We start from the raw sequence: 16,029 nt of genomic DNA, 5'->3' as shown, positions 1-16,029 counted from the left end.
TTAATAATGCGGCGGCGGTGGCTCTGGCATATTCGATATCATAGGCTGTGATGACTGCGATTCTTTCAGTTTTTCAGCCAGCAACTCGGTTTGGCGCTTTATTTTTGCCAACTGTTGCTGGTGAACTTTTATTTCATCATTTAAAATTTCAATCGTTTCGTCTTGAAAAGCCACTTTAGCCTCAAGTTCCATTAACCGATGTTCAATTGTGTTCATTTGGTTCTCGTATAATAAAGCGCTCAGCGATTCCGCTTGAGCTTTCAGTTAACAGTGATTTACCGTTATCTGTAAATGTCACATCAAGTACCACTGCCGATTTTGGCCTGCTGCCTTCTCGTGGGGTCACTTGCCATGTTTGAATTTTTTCACCACTATTTAGCTGCCATAAATCCACTCGTTTGTTGGGTGAACCTGTTGCTAATAAAGTGCCTTGGTCGTTAAAGCGCACCGCAGTAAAAATTTTCTGACGCGCAATATACTTTAGTTTACTAACAAGGTCACCTGTAGTCAGCTTCCATACATTTGCTTGTGCCATACTGTCGGCGGTAAAAGCATAACGTCCTTGAGGATCTAAAGCGACTTGGGTTACTCGGGTTGAGTGATTAAAGCGATGAATAACTTGTCCACTTTGGGTATCCCATAAGTAGGCCACATAATCGTTTGAGCCGCTCAATGCATAGCGCCCATTAGGTGATAGGTCTACGGTGTTTACTTTATCTTGGTGGCCTAAAAATTCAATGCGTCTGCCAGTGTTAAGGTTTATAAATACTACAACGCCATCGCTACGTCCGTATACAACACTGTTACCTTGGTTACTAATGGCAATATCGCGGATGCTGGCTTTTTGTATTTTGTAAAAGCCTTTATTTTTTCCTGAGGCAATATCCCAAACGGCGAAGGTGGTTTTTTCGGCGGTAACAGCCACGCTATTATCAAAAGCAATGGCTACAGCGTAAACGAGGCTATCTTGCGCTTGTTGTTGAAACCATTGGTATTTAAGGGCTTGCTGTTGATTATCCCAAAGTGCGACCCCATGATTGATAGAAGACACTAAGCTGTATTGACCATCATGCGATAGTGCGGATGAGAAAGCACCTTGTGCTGTGTGCTCAAAGCTAGCCACTGCTTGTTGTTTTTCATCACTACATGCAATTGTCAATAAACAGCAGGTAGCAACTAAAAAAGTACGAAATAACGACATATTACAGGTATTTCCTCTTAACTCTTCGTGACTGAGAGGTTAGACTAGGTTGCGAAAAACGCCTAGGTTGTTTGTCTAATCACTGGATATGTTTTTAGTTTAGCTATTAAACAAGCAGCCTACCATGTAGGCCGTTAATCTTTAACTAGTAATATTACAATAAATGACAACTGCAAAGTGTGTCGGAGATTTAAAATGAGAAAGACGATTAAATTGTCATTGATTGCAGCGTCAGTTTTAGCGCTTACAGCTTGTAATCAAGAAGCAAAAAAAGAGCAAGCAGACGTTAAACTAGATACTGTAGCGCAACAACAAGCATACGGTATTGGTGCATCTGTAGGTAACTTTTTAAATAAAGACCTAGCGGATAAAAAAGAAATTGGTATCGAATTAGATCAAGCATTATTAATGCGTGGTTTTGAAGATGCACTTGCCGGTAATGCTAAAATTGACGAAGAAAAAATTCGTGAAGTATTAACAGCATTAGATGAGTCAGTGCGTACTAAACAAGAAGAAAAAGCAAAGGTAGAGTCTGAAAAAAGCAAAGTTGAGGGTGAAAAATACCTAGCTGATAATGCTAAAAAAGAAGGCGTAATGGTTACTGAGTCTGGTTTACAGTACGAAGTAATGAGCGAAGGCGAAGGCGCTAAGCCAGTAGCGACTGACGTGGTTAAAGTACATTATAAAGGTACTCTTTTAGACGGTACTGAATTTGATAGCTCTTACTCACGCAATGAGCCAACAACTTTCCCACTAAACCGTGTTATTCCTGGTTGGACTGAAGGCTTACAACTTATGACTGTTGGTTCTAAGTACAAATTTACCATTCCTTCAGACCTTGCTTACGGTGACCGTGATTTAGGTAAAATTCCTGCTAATTCAACACTTATTTTTGAAGTTGAATTATTAGAAATTCAAAATGATGCAGAAACTGCCGCTGCAGAATAAGTATTTATATAAAACAAAAAAGGGACCTAGGTCCCTTTTTTATTGCACTGAATAACTGATTAATCTGCGTGATTAGAATATAAGTTATCAATTAACTCATCTTCAAGTGCAAATCGAGCTTCGAGTGCTTCACCCATTACCGATAGGTCGTTATCAAATCCTACTAATAAATCTTCTGCATCTACCTCAGCGTATTTGTCGTTGAAATCCAAAGCAATATCTGTGGTATCTGAAATACGTGGGTATATAGTATTTGCTAGTTGTTGGCTTTCTAGGCCTTTCTTTTCGCAAGCTTTAGCAATATCGTCGTACACTTCAAAGTGCCCAGCCGATAGGTAATCCATCAATATTTGGCAAAAAGCTTGAATTTGAGACGGTTCAGGCAAAGACTGATCTTTTTTCTCGTAAGGTGAAAAGCCTGCAATCTTACAATAAAGTACAATCAGCTCTTGGCGTTCGTTTAACCAATTGTCGATGACCGTATGGCTACCCCCACTTTTGTTGAGCTTTCTCTACACGCTTCAGCATAATTTTTCTCCTAAGCTGGGTTGGATTTTTAATTGGTAATAATGTTTATATTATCCAAGATATATTTAATTGACGTGTATATCAACAAGTAAAATAGATGTAGTACCACAGAGGGTTTTGTTTAAGGGTATAAGTTGTAAGTATTTATTGCAGGAAAGAAAAAACCACCAATTACGGTGGTTTAATTTCTTTATTAGACTTGTTTAAACAAGCATTCTTATTTTTATTAGAGATTTTTATTATTTTTATATTAACGATTTTTGTTATTGTTATGTTAACGCGGAATAACAATATCAAGCTTTTATAAATGTTGCAAATAGTTTAATGAAAAGTTTTTATTATTAACGTTTGCTTGGTTGTTTTGTGTACAAAACGAAATGAAAACAAAAAATTACTTGATCTGGCGCTACTCTGTGGCGATTTAATCGCTTAGCGATAGAGGGGGGCAAATATGGTGGTACAATCTTGCACAATTTCTAAAAGCCCTAGGACTCTATACGCTATGAGCGAATTAAAAAACGACCGTTATTTACGTGCCCTTGCCAAGCAACCTGTTGATGTCACGCCAGTATGGATGATGCGTCAAGCTGGACGTTATTTACCTGAATACCGTGCTACACGTGCACAAGCGGGCGATTTTATGAGCCTGTGTAGAAATGCTGAGTTAGCCTGTGAAGTAACATTACAGCCTCTGCGCCGTTACCCGTTAGATGCCGCTATTTTATTTAGTGATATTTTAACTATCCCAGATGCAATGGGATTAGGCTTGTACTTTGAAACGGGTGAAGGCCCTAAGTTTGAACGCCCAATTTCATCATTAGCCGATGTTAAAAAAATTCCTAAACTTGATCCTACCGATGAGCTTGGCTATGTAATGAATGCTGTAAGCACTATTCGTCGTGAGCTTAAAGGTGAAGTGCCATTAATTGGTTTCTCGGGTTCACCTTGGACACTTGCAACTTATATGGTTGAAGGCGGAAGCAGTAAGGTTTTTGGTAAAATCAAAAAAATGGCATTTGCTGAGCCACAAACACTGCATTTACTACTTGATAAGCTAGCTGATTCAGTGATTGATTATTTAAACGCGCAAGTTAAAGCGGGTGCACAATCGCTGATGATATTTGATTCGTGGGGCGGTGTATTGAGCCCGCGTGACTACAATGAGTTTTCACTGCAGTATATGCATAAAATCGTTGATGGTTTAATTCGCGAAAATGATGGCCGTAAAGTACCGGTTACCTTGTTCACTAAAAATGGTGGCCAATGGATTGAGGCAATTGCAGCAACAGGTTGTGATGCAGTAGGCCTAGATTGGACTATTAATATTGGTGATGCAAAACGTCGTGTTGGCGATAAAGTGGCGCTACAAGGCAATATGGACCCTTCAATGCTACACGGCACGCCAGATCGTATTCGCCAAGAAGTTGGCACTATTTTAGAAGACTTTGGCACTGGCAATGGTCATGTATTTAACTTAGGGCATGGTATTACACCAGATGTTGACCCAGAAAATGCGGGTGTATTTATTAACGCTGTGCATGAGCTAAGTGCGCAATATCACAAGTAAGTTATGAACTAACAATAAAAAGCCCGCTAATTAGCGGGCTTTTTTGTGCAAACTATTTTACTTAAGCACTTACTTAAACAAGCGGTTTAAGCCATTTAATGCCGCAACTCGATAAGCTTCTGCCATTGTTGGGTAGTTAAACGTAGTATTTACAAAGTAGTCGATGGTATTGCCACCATTTTTTTGTTCCATTATAGCTTGGCCAATGTGAACAATCTCAGAAGCACGCTCACCAAAGCAATGCACGCCAAGTACTTCTTTGGTTTCTGTATGGAACAATATTTTTAAACTACCCACATCGGTACCTGCAATTTGCGCACGGGCTAAGTGTTTAAATTGCGCACGCCCAACTTCATACGGTACTTTTGCGGCAGTTAATTGCTGCTCTGTTTTACCAACAGAACTCATTTCAGGAATAGTATAAATACCGGCTGGAATATCAATAATCAGCTTTTCATCGCAGTTACCACAAGCGATGGCATCTGCGGCAATTCGACCTTGATCAAAGGCAGCGCTAGCAAGGCTTGGGTAGCCAATAACATCGCCTACCGCGTATACGTTGTCTATTTCTGTTTGGTAGGTTTCGTTTACTTTTACTTGTCCGCGGCTATCTGCTTTTAAGCCAATTGCTTCTAAATTCAATGTATCAGTATTACCAGTACGGCCATTGGCAAATAAAATACAGTCAGCCTTTACACGTTTACCCGATTTTAAATGCATAACAACACAGTCATCGCGGGTTTCAATGCGATCAAATTCTTCGTTATGACGAATAACAATGCCACTATTCCAAAAGTGATAGCTAAGCGCATCAGATATTTCAGCATCCATAAACGCAAGTAGGCGATCGCGAGTATTTACTAAATCAACCTTTGCACCTAGCCCTTTAAAGATAGATGCGTATTCACAACCAATTACACCCGCACCGTATATAAGTACGCGATGAGGGTCGTGTTCAAGGCCTAAAATTGTGTCACTTTCATAAATACGCGAATGGGTAAAATCAACACCTGGTGGGCGATAAGGGCGTGAGCCGGTCGCAATAACAATAGTTTGTGCAGTTAGGCGTTCAGTTGAACCGTCATTACGTCTAATTTCGATGGTGTGCTTATCAACAAAGCTAGCATCGCCCTGAAACATATGAATGCGGTTACGATCGTAAAAGCTGCTGCGTAAGTTTGATTGCTTTGAAATCACCGAACTGGCATGGCGCAAAATATCAGGAAAAGTAAGTCTTACTGGACGTTCACCTACATTAAACAAAGGGTTTGCTTTGTATTCAATGTAGCGACTAACCGAATGACGAAGTGCCTTTGAAGGAATGGTTCCCCAGTGAACACAACCACCACCAACAGCAGTTTGACGTTCAATTACTGCTACTTTTTTGTTGCTTTTAGAGAGGTTCATAGCGGTCCCTTCACCGCCAGGACCCGTGCCAATAATGATTGCATCATATTGGTAGCTCACGGGTACTTTTTTCTTTTCTGGTTGTTTGGCCACAGCCACTCCTATTTTAACTAAAAGAGGCTTTTAATAACCTCGCATTAAGTGCTAGCCATGCCTGTTTTTGTGTTTCCCAGGCGGCTTCAAGCTCGTGATATTGTGCCATTAATGCTGAGCATTCACACTGCTTTGCCATATTATTTTTTTTAGCTTCCAACACTTGTTTTTGTAATGAGCAATAATTTTGCAGCTTTTTAAGCAACAAATCGTACTCTTGTTGTAATAATGTAAGCTTATCTTGCGCTAAAGGCAATTTTGCAAGGCGACCTTGTGTTTTGCTCATTAAGGTTTCTGCTTTGGCTTTTTCAATGCGCTCAACCGGTGTGCGCTTTAATTTACTCGCTAAACCAATAGCAGCGAGTGAGCGGATCATCCATTTTGTTGGGTCGTAATGAAACCATTTAATGCCATTGCGATAATCGCTGGCAAAAATATGATGGAAGTTATGATAACCCTCACCGTAGGTAAACAGTGCTAAAAAGCCATTGTCTCTCGCGGTGTTTTTTTCAGTGTAAGGACGTGAACCCCAAATGTGCGCTACTGAGTTAATAAAAAAGGTAAAGTGCTGACTCAGTACTAAACGCAATAAGCCTGCTAACAATAGCATGCCCCATACATCACCAAGCATTAAGCCGAGTGCTAGCGGTAAACCAACATTCATGGCAATCACCAGTTTTAAGTAATTTTTGTGCTGCCACATAACAATTTTATTTCGCTGTAAATCACGACAGTTGCTGTAATCATCGTAGCTGTCGCCTTGGTAGTCACGTAACATCCAACCAATGTGGCTATACCAAAAGCCATTTGTGGCTGCATAAGGGTCTTTAACTGGATCATCAACTTGACCATGGTGAATTCGATGATCGCTGCTCCAATGCAGCGCACTATTTTGTAGCGCAAAAGCACCACCAAGGGCAAAAATAAATTCAACCGCAGGGTGTGCGTTATAGGTTTTATGTGCCCATAAACGGTGGTAGCCCGCGGTGATCGATAATCCCGCAAAAAACATGCAAGCTACAAAAGCAACCCATTGCGTGCCTGTAAAGCCATAGTTAAACCCATACCAAGGTACAAGTGTAATAGCAGCCAAAAACGTCAGGCTAAAGAAAAGGACGTTGGTCCATATAATTGGTGGTTTTTTCATGTTTATCATTTCTCAGCGTACAACTGTAAGCTAAAATAATATTTCAATCTGCTGCCGTCAAGTATTAGACTGTACTATTAGCTATTTTTTTAATTAAAAATTTATTACAAACTCACTCAGGGAGCTGTTGATGTCGGGTGTTAGAGCACAACAGAAACAAAAAACACGACAAGCATTAATTGAAGCTGCATTTAATCAGCTTAGTGCTGATCATAGCTTTTCTAATTTAAGCTTGCGTGAGGTTGCACGCGAAGCAGGTATTGCGCCTACCTCTTTTTATCGTCACTTTAAAGATATGAACGAGTTGGGCTTAACTATGGTTGATGAAGCGGGTTTAACCCTACGCCAGCTGATGCGCCAAGCACGCAGACGAATAGCCAGTGGTGGCAGTGTAATCAACACCTCTGTGGTTACTTTTATGGAGTTTATTGATAACTCAAGCAATCAGTTTAGACTTTTGCTGCGTGAACGCTCAGGGACTTCAAAAGCATTTAGAGCGGCAGTGGCACGTGAAGTAAAACACTTTATTTTAGAACTCGCACATTATTTAGAAAGTGAAACCCCCTGCGATGCTATTCATGCGTATATTCAGGCAGAAGCCATGGTGACTTTGGTATTTAATGCAGGCGCTGAAGCGCTCGATATTGAAGGTCAGCAACGCGATGAACTGATTGAGCGAGTTATATGGCAGTTACGTTATATTACGCGCGGCGCGTCAAATTACGTACGTGCTGAAAATAAAGAATAAATATTAAAAAAGTTAAAATAAGCGCTGTATTTTACAGCGCTTATTAATTTAAACCTTACCTAGGTTTAAGTTGGATATTTTATTCTGTTATTCAGTTTTATTTGAATTTAAACTCCCTAAAAAGTCCCCTTTAATTATTTGCTTGGTATTTTTATGCTTGCACCAACTGCGTTGCAATGATAAAAATAAGCCTCATTGGACACACACACAAGAAAACAGATGCAAACTATTCGCTTAATTACACTGAACCTAAACCTCTTACTGCTGTGGCAAGTGAGCGGGGATTAGTGTGTTTGCATTGAGTTAAACATTAAAAACCCCGCAACCGCGGGGTTTTTTTTATCTCGCTGTAGGGATAAATCGAAATTTGGGTAACACAGCAATTGAGGGGCAGTTATGCAACAGCAAGATAAAGTATGGATTTTTGATACCACCTTACGTGATGGTGAGCAGGCACTAAAAGCAAGCCTAACAGAAGACGATAAAGTGCAACTAGCGCATACTATTAGCCGCTTAAATGTCGATGTAATGGAAGTAGGGTTTCCGGTGTCGAGCCCAGCTGACTTTCGCTCAGTGCAACGTATTGCCACCGAGGTGAAAGGCCCTATTATTTGTGGTTTAGCTCGCTCGGTTGCCAAAGATATCGAGGCCTGTGGCGAAGCGTTACGTGCTGCACAGCAAAGTCGTATTCATACTTTTATTGCTACCAGCCCGCTTCATCTTGAACACAAGTTGCGTATGAGCCTTGATGATGCCACTGCAATGGCTGTTAAATCTATCAAATTAGCGCGTAACTATACCGATGATGTTGAGTTTTCGTGTGAAGACGCGGGGCGTACACCGCATTGGGATTTATGCAAAATTGTTGAGCAAGCAATTAACGCCGGTGCATCAACAATTAATTTGCCAGATACAGTCGGTTTTGTAACCCCAGATGAATACGCAGCAATGATCCGTCATTTAATGAATAACGTGCCAAATATAGATAAAGCGCGTTTAAGTGTGCATTGCCACAACGATTTAGGTTTAGCCGTTGCCAACTCCGTGGCCGCCGTGCAAGCCGGTGCACGCCAAATTGAATGCACCATTAATGGTATAGGTGAGCGTGCGGGGAACTGTTCACTTGAAGAAGTGGCAATGATCATGAAAATGCGTAAAGACCACTTAAACGTATATACCGACATAAAAAGCGAAGAAATTTATCGCGCTTCTCGCCAGGTAGCCAAAATTTGTAATATGCCGGTACAGCCAAATAAAGCTATTGTTGGCGAAAATGCCTTTGCTCACAGCTCAGGTATTCATCAAGACGGTGTATTAAAAGCGCAAAACACTTATGAAATTATGTCACCAGAAAGTGTTGGCGTACCAAGTAATCAATTAAATATGACCTCGCGTTCAGGCCGCCATGTTATAGAACACCGCTTAGAAGAATTAGGCTATCAAAAATCAGATTACGACATGGATAGCTTATACCAAAGTTTCGTTGCGCTGGCTGACCAAAAAGGCACAGTATACGACTACGACCTAGAGGCCATGATTTACTTTAATCAAATTAACGACAAAGACGAAAAGTATCAGTTAGAGTTTGTTAACTCTGCGTCTAATTCACAATCGGTGGCGAGCTCAACCATAGGCTTGCTGATTGATGGCGAAGCAAAACAAGAAGCGGCCACAGGTAATGGCCCAGTTGAAGCTTCGTTTGCTGCTATTGAACGCTTAACAGGTATGAGCGTTGAAATGATTGAATACAATTTAGAGGCCACCGGCCAAGGCGCAAGCTCATTAGGGCAAGTGAATATTATTGCTAAATACGATGGTCGTCCTTACCACGGTGCTGGTATTGCGGCTGATGTGGTTGAAGCCTCTGTTCGAGCTATGGTTCGGGTTTATAACTTAATTTATCGAGCACAAAAAGTGTCTGATTTAAAACAACAAAGGAAAGCAGGATGAGTAAAACACATTACAGCGTTGCCGTATTAGCAGGCGACGGTATTGGCCCAGAGGTTATGGCAGCTGCAGAGCAAGTGCTTGATGCAGTCAGTGATAAATTTGGTTTTACTCTGAACCGCGAACACCACGCGATTGGCGGCGCAGCGATTGATGAGTTTGGCAAAGCCCTTCCTGATACAACTTTAAAAGCCTGTGAAAACGCCGATGCTATTTTATTTGGTTCAGTAGGTGGTCCTAAGTGGGAAAACCTACCACCGAATGAACAACCAGAGCGTGCCTCACTATTACCGCTACGCAAACATTTTGGTTTGTTTTGTAATTTGCGCCCAGCGCAGTTATTACCTGCATTAAGCGCTGCATCGCCGCTACGTGCTGATATCAGCGAAAAAGGCTTTGATATTTTATGTGTGCGCGAGCTAACCGGCGGTATTTATTTTGGTGAAAAAGGTCGCAGTGGCGAAGGTGCTGAAGAAGCAGCATTTGATACCCAAACCTATTCACGTAAAGAAATAGAGCGCATTGCACGCTTTGCTTTTGAGGCGGCTAAATTACGTAGCAATCACGTAACCTCGGTTGATAAAGCCAATGTACTTGCATCAAGCGTACTGTGGCGTGAAGTGGTAACCGAAGTTAGTAAAGAGTTTCCTGAGGTGAGCTTAGATTATATTTATGTAGATAACGCAGCCATGCAGCTAGTGAAACAACCTAGCCAGTTTGATGTATTACTGTGCGATAACTTATTTGGCGATATTTTATCTGACGAATGCGCGATGATCACCGGCTCTATGGGGCTATTACCTTCAGCTAGCTTAAATCAATCAGGCTTTGGCTTGTATGAACCCGCGGGTGGCTCAGCGCCTGATATCGCCGGAAAAGGGGTTGCTAACCCTATTGCACAAATTTTAAGTGCTGCATTAATGTTACGTTATTCGTTAGGACAAGATGAAGCGGCTCGCACTATTGAAAAAGCAGTCGCGGAGGCGGTTGAGGCAGGAGTAGGGACGCCTGATATTTATCCAGAGGGCGGCTATACCACCAACGATGTTGCAGCAGCTATCGTTTCACGTATTTAATTATTAAAGCCACAGCACCGTTAGGCTGTGGCTCAATCAGATCAGGGAGTTAGCAAGTGGCCCAAACCTTATACAATAAAATTTGGCAAGCACACACTGTTGCCAGCATTAATGAGCAAACCGATTTACTTTATATTGACCGTCATTTAGTACACGAGGTGACGTCACCACAAGCATTTGCAGGTTTACGTGAAAAAAATCGTAAAGTGCGCTGTCCAGAAAAAACCATTGCCACCATGGATCATAATGTTTCAACTAAAAGCCGTTCATTAGATGCAGCCAGCGAAGTCTCTAAAAACCAGTTAATGGCACTGGATGCAAACTGTAAAGAATTTGGTATTTTGCTGTACGACCTAAATTCAGTAAATCAAGGTATTGTGCATGTGATTGGCCCAGAGCAAGGGATCACCTTACCAGGTACAACCATCGTATGCGGCGATAGCCATACCTCAACCCATGGCGCGTTTGGAGCGCTTGCCCATGGTATTGGAACCTCAGAAGTTGAGCATGTATTAGCTACACAAACGCTACAACAAAAAAAGGCGAAGTCGTTAAAAATTCAAATTAACGGTGTATTGCGTCCTACAGTAACGGCTAAAGATTTAATTATGGCGGTTATTGGCAAGCTAGGCACTGCTGGTGGTACGGGCTATGTGGCTGAATTTTGTGGTGAAGGCATAGAAGCGTTATCGATGGAAGCGCGTATGACGCTATGTAATATGAGCATTGAAATGGGAGCCAAGGCCGGTTTAATTGCCCCAGACAAGGTAACGTATGACTACTTAAAAGGGCGCCCGTTTGCACCAAAAGGCGCCGATTTTGACGCTGCAGTTGCCTACTGGGAAACCTTAAAAACTGATGATGGCGCAACCTTTGACTTAGAGGTAGAGTTAGATGCCGCTAATATTCAACCACAGATCACCTGGGGGACTAACCCAGAGCAAGTAATTGGCGTTGACGAATGTATTCCAGATCCAGACAAAGAAACTGATTTAATTAAAGCTGATGCCATCCGTAGCGCACTTAAATACATGGGTTTAAAAGCGGGCGATAAGTTATCAACTGCCAAAGTAGACACAGTATTTATTGGCTCATGCACCAACAGCCGCATTGAAGATCTACGCGCCGCTGCAAAAATTGTTGAAGGCAAGCAAGTGGTTGCAGGTATTGAAGCATTAATTGTTCCTGGCTCAGGCTTGGTAAAACAACAAGCAGAAGACGAAGGCCTTGCCGACATATTTAAAGCTGCAGGATTTGAATGGCGTGAGCCAGGTTGTTCTATGTGTTTAGCAATGAATGACGACCGTTTAGGTGCAGGTAAACGCTGTGCATCTACATCTAACCGTAACTTTGAAGGACGCCAAGGTCGAGGTGGGCGTACACACTTAGTGAGCCCAGCAATGGCGGCAGCGGCAGCAATACATGGCCACTTTGTTGATATTAGAGGAGAAGCCTAATGAGCACTTATTTTAGCGGCTTAATGGCCCCACTTGATAAAAACAACGTCGATACCGACCAAATTATTCCTAAGCAGTTTTTAACTTCAACCAGCCGTGACGGATTTGATGCGGCCTTGTTTTACGATTGGCGTTATTTAGATAATGGCGAGCCAAACCCTGATTTTATTTTGAACCGACCCTGCTATCAAGGTGCGCAAATACTACTAACCCGTGACAACTTTGGTTGTGGTTCATCACGTGAACATGCACCATGGGCGCTTAAGCAATACGGTTTTGAAGTGATTTTGGCTGAAAGCTTTGCTGATATTTTCTTTAATAACTGTGGCAATAACCAAATGCTTGCCATTGCACTGCCAGCGCAAATATTAGAAGACTTATTTGTGTTAAGTGAGCAGCATGACGATATTTACATTGATGTGGATTTAGAAAACCAGCAATTGCGCAGCAATAAATTTGCGCCAATCAGCTTTGATATTCGCAAAGACGTGAAAGAGCGTTTATTAAGTGGTTTAGACTTTATTGGTGTAACCGAGACCTTAAATCCGCAAATTGATGCGTTTGAAGCAAAACTTGCTGCTGAGCGTCCTTGGCAGTGAATAATTTAAAAGATACTTGATAGTAAAACGCGGCATAAGCCGCGTTTTTTTATTGCTGTCAGATGCTATTCATCGTGATTATTGTCTTTGTGTTTGTTTAAACGCTAAGCTAATTTTTTACATGTTTAGGGATACATTATGAAATTATTAACAGCTGCAGCACTAATGCTTGCATCAACAGCTGCAATAGCGCGCCCAGCGCCTTTAGTATCAATACCGAGCCATGATGGCTTTTTTAACAACATAGCAGCACATTGCGGTAAAGCTTTTGAGGGTAAAGTAACGGTTGATAATGCCACAGGGCCGAGTTCATTTGCCGATAAAAAATTAGTTATGCATGTGCGCAAGTGTAATGAACGTGAGCTACAAGTGCCGTTTCATGTGGGTGATGACGCTTCACGTACGTGGATCATTACTAAAACAGGCAGTGGGTTGAGCCTAAAGCACGATCACCGCCATAAAGATGGCAGCGATGATGTGTCTACTATGTATGGTGGTCATACGCTTGATGCGGGTTTTGCTAACATGCAGTCATTCCCTGCTGATCAGTATTCAAAAGAGTTATTTGTTAGCCAAGGCATACCACAATCGGTAGGCAATACATGGCAAATGTATATTTATCCTGAAAAGTTCACTTACCGACTCATTCGCCAAGGTCGCGAGTTCCGCGTGGATTTTGATTTAACTAAGCCTATCACACCACCGGCTGCGCCGTGGGGATATAGCGTTAACTAAACTCAGCGTCAGTAAAGCCACTGGCTGTTTTAATACTCAGTGGTTTACTGAAAAGTAAAGAGGGGTTATTTTTTTGAGGTTTTTTCTGCGGGTATTTCACACTGCACAAATACACTCAGTGGTGGCTGATAAGCGCGTGGTTTAGTTGGAAAACGTTCATACTCTTGCACGCCTTCGGTTACTTTTAACATAAAAGGGTTATCGCGACATAAGCGGTTAGCGTGGCGCAATAAAAACACACTTTGGTTTTTAAAATGTGGGTAGTCATCAGACTGGATCTCTAGATGATAGTTGTTAGTGTCTATTTGAGTTTGTTTGTAATGCACCTTTTCATCAAAGTCATATAGCCGCTGCATTTCATCTTGCTCTGCCGACACATTCAAACATGCTGTTAAAAACACCCAGCTAATACTTCCATATAGATAATGATTAGCTTTTCTACTCATAAACCTTTAACTCCATCTTGATATTGGGTAGTGTGATCAGCATATCTATTACACCCGTTATTATATAAGTCTAACACCCAAAAAGGGGAAATGTGATGTTCAAGCAAATTAAACAGCTTTTTTCGAGTATTGATCAGCAAGATTATGATATTGAACAACATGATTTAAAAACAGCGGTTGCTGCGTTATTAATTGAGGTAATGCGAGCGGATAACGATTTACAGGCAGATGAACAATATACGCTAAGTCTGACATTAAAAAAATATTTTGATTTAACTGATGAAGCAGTAGGTGAGTTAACCGAACAAGCAAGCTCAAGTTTAGATGATGCCATTGATTATTTTCAATTTTCTAAGCAAATTAATAATCAATGCAGTGCACAGCAACGTATTGATATAGTTGAGCTACTTTGGCGCTTGGCGTACGCGGATGGTGAACTTGATCCTCAAGAAGAGTACGTTATTCGTCGTGTTGCAAACTTGTTGTATGTTACCCATGAAGACTTTATTGCTGCAAAGCTTGCAGCAACAAAGTTATAGCCGCTGCTTATTTTAGCTTACTTGCTACGCTAACTAACTGCTGTGCAAGGCCGGCCACTTTTTCAGCGGTAGTGGGGTCGTTAATACGGCCGTTTTCGTCTAATAAAGTATGAATAGCCGGTACTGCCAGTTGGTTAGCTAATACTAAGCTGCCAATGCCAGATAAAATATCACGCACGTGATTCAACCCACGTAAGCCGCCAAGTCCACCCGGTGATGCTGCATATAAAGCGGTTACTTTATTTGCAAATGCAGGCTCTGCACCTTGTTCGGTGCGCGACGCCCAATCAATGGCATTTTTTAACACTGCGGTGATAGAACCATTATATTCTGGGCTGGCCAGTAAAATACCATCTGCTGTGCGCAGCTTGTCTTTTAATTGTTGTACGCCGGCAGGTGTGCCTTGTGCTTCTAAATCTTCATCAAACATAGGTATGGCTAAGTCTGCGAGTTTGATCACTTCTACTTCAGCGCCACTTTCTAGTGCAAAACGAGCTGCTTCATTAATAAGTTTTTGATTAAAGCTGTCTTTACGTAAGCTACCTGCTAGGGCAATAATTTTTGGTGTAGTCATGAGCTGATCCTAATGTTGATTGTGTATAGCTGTGACTTTAACAAATAATTGCTTGCAGAAAAGCCAAATAAACGCAAAACTTATGTGCGTATATGCACAACTTAAAAAGTGGTTACCATGGCAATTCAATTTGATGATTGGCAAGATCTTAAGGTTGCTTATGAAGTGGCGCGTTTAGGCACTTTAACTGCAGCAGCCGAAGCGCTAGATGTTCATCACAGTACAGTGCTCAGGCGAATAAATAACTTAGAGAAAAGCTTAAATGCGCGATTATTCCATCGCCATGCTCGTGGCTACAAAGTCACAGAGATTGGCGCTAAGTTATTTACCACAGCACAAGCAATTAATGGTGAGCTAGAACGCTTACACAGTGACATAATTGCTGCAGATAGCACCTTACAAGGTAGTTTGTTACTCACCACTGTGAGTGGTTTTATAGATGTATTAAGTGAGGTATGCGAGCAGTTTCAAACCTTGCATCCGCAAGTGCAATTACAAGTGATTATGGATCAAAAGCGTTTGCGTTTAGATCACGGTCAAGCACATATCGCTGTAAGAGCAGGCCCTAGACCGGATGAAGGTGATTATATTGCTCAGCATTTAGCGGCACTTTCGTCAGGGTTTTATGCTTCAAAACATTACATAAATCGTTATGGCTTGCCACAAACGTTAGCACAACTCTCGGTGCATAATTTTGTATCAGGAGTCGCGGGTTATAATGGCAAAGTACCTTATTTTGCGTGGGTTGATGAAAATATTCCTGCGTCGCAAGTTAAACTTAGAGTATCAGAAACCTCAGAGGCTACTCGCGCCATCGTTAAGGGGCTAGGGATTGGCGGATTACAGCATGATGTTGCAGCGCAATACTCTGATTTAGTGCCTGTATTACCTAACGAACTAAGTTGGCCTACTGACTTATGGTTAGTGACGCACCATTTAGTGCATCGTACTGCGAAAGTGCAAGCGTTTAGTCAGTTATTAAAAACCTATTTTAAGCAGCGTAAATTAAGTTAAAAA

16 protein-coding genes and 1 pseudogene are annotated in these 16,029 nt (G+C 41.6%); 10 read left to right on the top strand and 7 right to left on the bottom strand.

Annotated features, from left to right (window positions below; genetic code table 11):
• Together AC0L7Q_RS15105 and AC0L7Q_RS15100 are read right to left on the bottom strand one after the other, a co-directional pair.
• Positions 1-216: a SlyX family protein gene (locus AC0L7Q_RS15105; protein WP_413400957.1), complete on the bottom strand. Its 216-nt coding sequence runs from the start codon at positions 214-216 to the stop codon at positions 1-3.
• Positions 203-1,201, bottom strand: a complete 999-nt coding sequence (locus AC0L7Q_RS15100) for a WD40 repeat domain-containing protein (protein ID WP_413400956.1) — start codon at positions 1,199-1,201, stop codon at positions 203-205. The genes AC0L7Q_RS15105 and AC0L7Q_RS15100 overlap by 14 nt, the downstream gene beginning before the upstream one ends.
• Before the next feature lie 195 nt (positions 1,202-1,396).
• On the opposite strand from AC0L7Q_RS15100, the gene fkpA reads away from it, so the two are divergent.
• Complete coding sequence (gene fkpA, locus AC0L7Q_RS15095; RefSeq protein ID WP_413400955.1) at positions 1,397-2,149, top strand: FKBP-type peptidyl-prolyl cis-trans isomerase; 753 nt, start codon at positions 1,397-1,399, stop codon at positions 2,147-2,149.
• Positions 2,150-2,208: 59 nt separating this feature from the next.
• On the opposite strand, the pseudogene rsd reads toward fkpA, so the two are convergent.
• Positions 2,209-2,677, bottom strand: a pseudogene (gene rsd, locus AC0L7Q_RS15090) (sigma D regulator).
• A 502-nt stretch (positions 2,678-3,179) separates the two neighbouring features.
• Between rsd and hemE the strand changes: the two are divergent.
• Entirely contained in the window at positions 3,180-4,244 is a 1,065-nt protein-coding gene (gene hemE, locus AC0L7Q_RS15085) for a uroporphyrinogen decarboxylase (protein ID WP_008114207.1), read from the top strand.
• 69 nt (positions 4,245-4,313) lie between these two features.
• Here hemE and sthA read toward each other — a convergent pair whose 3' ends face one another.
• Together sthA and AC0L7Q_RS15075 are read right to left on the bottom strand one after the other, a co-directional pair.
• Complete coding sequence (gene sthA / locus AC0L7Q_RS15080) at positions 4,314-5,744, bottom strand: Si-specific NAD(P)(+) transhydrogenase (protein ID WP_008114205.1); 1,431 nt, start codon at positions 5,742-5,744, stop codon at positions 4,314-4,316.
• A gap of 13 nt (positions 5,745-5,757) precedes the next feature.
• Positions 5,758-6,891: an acyl-CoA desaturase gene (locus AC0L7Q_RS15075; RefSeq protein ID WP_413400954.1), complete on the bottom strand. Its 1,134-nt coding sequence runs from the start codon at positions 6,889-6,891 to the stop codon at positions 5,758-5,760.
• Between the two features lie 130 nt (positions 6,892-7,021).
• On the opposite strand from AC0L7Q_RS15075, the gene fabR reads away from it, so the two are divergent.
• From fabR to AC0L7Q_RS15045, 6 genes are all read left to right on the top strand, one after another.
• Entirely contained in the window at positions 7,022-7,639 is a 618-nt protein-coding gene (gene fabR / locus AC0L7Q_RS15070) for an HTH-type transcriptional repressor FabR (RefSeq protein ID WP_008114202.1), read from the top strand.
• A gap of 396 nt (positions 7,640-8,035) precedes the next feature.
• Entirely contained in the window at positions 8,036-9,589 is a 1,554-nt protein-coding gene (gene leuA / locus AC0L7Q_RS15065) for a 2-isopropylmalate synthase (protein WP_138570723.1), read from the top strand.
• Complete coding sequence (gene leuB, locus AC0L7Q_RS15060) at positions 9,586-10,662, top strand: 3-isopropylmalate dehydrogenase (protein ID WP_413400953.1); 1,077 nt, start codon at positions 9,586-9,588, stop codon at positions 10,660-10,662. Before leuA ends, leuB begins: the two co-directional genes overlap by 4 nt.
• A 56-nt stretch (positions 10,663-10,718) precedes the next feature.
• Complete coding sequence (gene leuC, locus AC0L7Q_RS15055) at positions 10,719-12,119, top strand: 3-isopropylmalate dehydratase large subunit (RefSeq protein ID WP_413400952.1); 1,401 nt, start codon at positions 10,719-10,721, stop codon at positions 12,117-12,119.
• Entirely contained in the window at positions 12,119-12,718 is a 600-nt protein-coding gene (gene leuD / locus AC0L7Q_RS15050) for a 3-isopropylmalate dehydratase small subunit (protein WP_413400951.1), read from the top strand. The genes leuC and leuD overlap by 1 nt, the downstream gene beginning before the upstream one ends.
• Positions 12,719-12,856: 138 nt before the next feature.
• Complete coding sequence (locus tag AC0L7Q_RS15045; protein ID WP_413400950.1) at positions 12,857-13,453, top strand: hypothetical protein; 597 nt, start codon at positions 12,857-12,859, stop codon at positions 13,451-13,453.
• A gap of 65 nt (positions 13,454-13,518) precedes the next feature.
• Here AC0L7Q_RS15045 and AC0L7Q_RS15040 read toward each other — a convergent pair whose 3' ends face one another.
• Positions 13,519-13,899: a hypothetical protein gene (locus tag AC0L7Q_RS15040; RefSeq protein ID WP_409424155.1), complete on the bottom strand. Its 381-nt coding sequence runs from the start codon at positions 13,897-13,899 to the stop codon at positions 13,519-13,521.
• A 95-nt stretch (positions 13,900-13,994) separates the two neighbouring features.
• Between AC0L7Q_RS15040 and AC0L7Q_RS15035 the strand changes: the two genes are divergently transcribed.
• Positions 13,995-14,438, top strand: coding sequence for a tellurite resistance TerB family protein (locus AC0L7Q_RS15035; RefSeq protein WP_409424154.1), 444 nt, complete (start codon positions 13,995-13,997; stop codon positions 14,436-14,438).
• 7 nt (positions 14,439-14,445) lie between these two features.
• Here the strand turns inward: AC0L7Q_RS15035 and AC0L7Q_RS15030 are convergent, their stop codons facing one another.
• Positions 14,446-15,012, bottom strand: coding sequence for an NADPH-dependent FMN reductase (locus tag AC0L7Q_RS15030; protein WP_413400949.1), 567 nt, complete (start codon positions 15,010-15,012; stop codon positions 14,446-14,448).
• Positions 15,013-15,129: 117 nt separating this feature from the next.
• Here AC0L7Q_RS15030 and AC0L7Q_RS15025 point away from each other — a divergent pair, with 117 nt between their 5' ends.
• Positions 15,130-16,026 carry a LysR family transcriptional regulator gene (locus tag AC0L7Q_RS15025; RefSeq protein ID WP_409424152.1) on the top strand — a complete coding sequence of 299 codons (897 nt, stop codon included), beginning with the start codon at positions 15,130-15,132 and terminating at the stop codon, positions 16,024-16,026.
• The last annotated feature ends 3 nt before the right edge of the window (positions 16,027-16,029 follow it).

Source organism: Pseudoalteromonas sp. KJ63-1, from assembly GCF_055808145.1.
The sequence above is the reverse complement of the archived record's forward strand: the minus strand, read 5'-3'. Positions and strand labels throughout refer to the sequence as shown.

What these genes read in the sequence shown, in the direction of transcription:
- hemE (WP_008114207.1), top strand. Translation starts at nt 3,180, where the DNA reads ATGAGCGAATTAAAAAACGACCGTTATTTACGTGCCCTTGCCAAGCAA.
- AC0L7Q_RS15030 (WP_413400949.1), bottom strand. Translation starts at nt 15,012, where the DNA reads ATGACTACACCAAAAATTATTGCCCTAGCAGGTAGCTTACGTAAAGAC.
- AC0L7Q_RS15035 (WP_409424154.1), top strand. Translation starts at nt 13,995, where the DNA reads ATGTTCAAGCAAATTAAACAGCTTTTTTCGAGTATTGATCAGCAAGAT.
- AC0L7Q_RS15100 (WP_413400956.1), bottom strand. Translation starts at nt 1,201, where the DNA reads ATGTCGTTATTTCGTACTTTTTTAGTTGCTACCTGCTGTTTATTGACA.
- AC0L7Q_RS15040 (WP_409424155.1), bottom strand. Translation starts at nt 13,899, where the DNA reads ATGAGTAGAAAAGCTAATCATTATCTATATGGAAGTATTAGCTGGGTG.
- AC0L7Q_RS15025 (WP_409424152.1), top strand. Translation starts at nt 15,130, where the DNA reads ATGGCAATTCAATTTGATGATTGGCAAGATCTTAAGGTTGCTTATGAA.
- leuB (WP_413400953.1), top strand. Translation starts at nt 9,586, where the DNA reads ATGAGTAAAACACATTACAGCGTTGCCGTATTAGCAGGCGACGGTATT.
- AC0L7Q_RS15105 (WP_413400957.1), bottom strand. Translation starts at nt 216, where the DNA reads ATGAACACAATTGAACATCGGTTAATGGAACTTGAGGCTAAAGTGGCT.
- AC0L7Q_RS15045 (WP_413400950.1), top strand. Translation starts at nt 12,857, where the DNA reads ATGAAATTATTAACAGCTGCAGCACTAATGCTTGCATCAACAGCTGCA.
- AC0L7Q_RS15075 (WP_413400954.1), bottom strand. Translation starts at nt 6,891, where the DNA reads ATGAAAAAACCACCAATTATATGGACCAACGTCCTTTTCTTTAGCCTG.
- leuA (WP_138570723.1), top strand. Translation starts at nt 8,036, where the DNA reads ATGCAACAGCAAGATAAAGTATGGATTTTTGATACCACCTTACGTGAT.
- leuD (WP_413400951.1), top strand. Translation starts at nt 12,119, where the DNA reads ATGAGCACTTATTTTAGCGGCTTAATGGCCCCACTTGATAAAAACAAC.
- fkpA (WP_413400955.1), top strand. Translation starts at nt 1,397, where the DNA reads ATGAGAAAGACGATTAAATTGTCATTGATTGCAGCGTCAGTTTTAGCG.
- fabR (WP_008114202.1), top strand. Translation starts at nt 7,022, where the DNA reads ATGTCGGGTGTTAGAGCACAACAGAAACAAAAAACACGACAAGCATTA.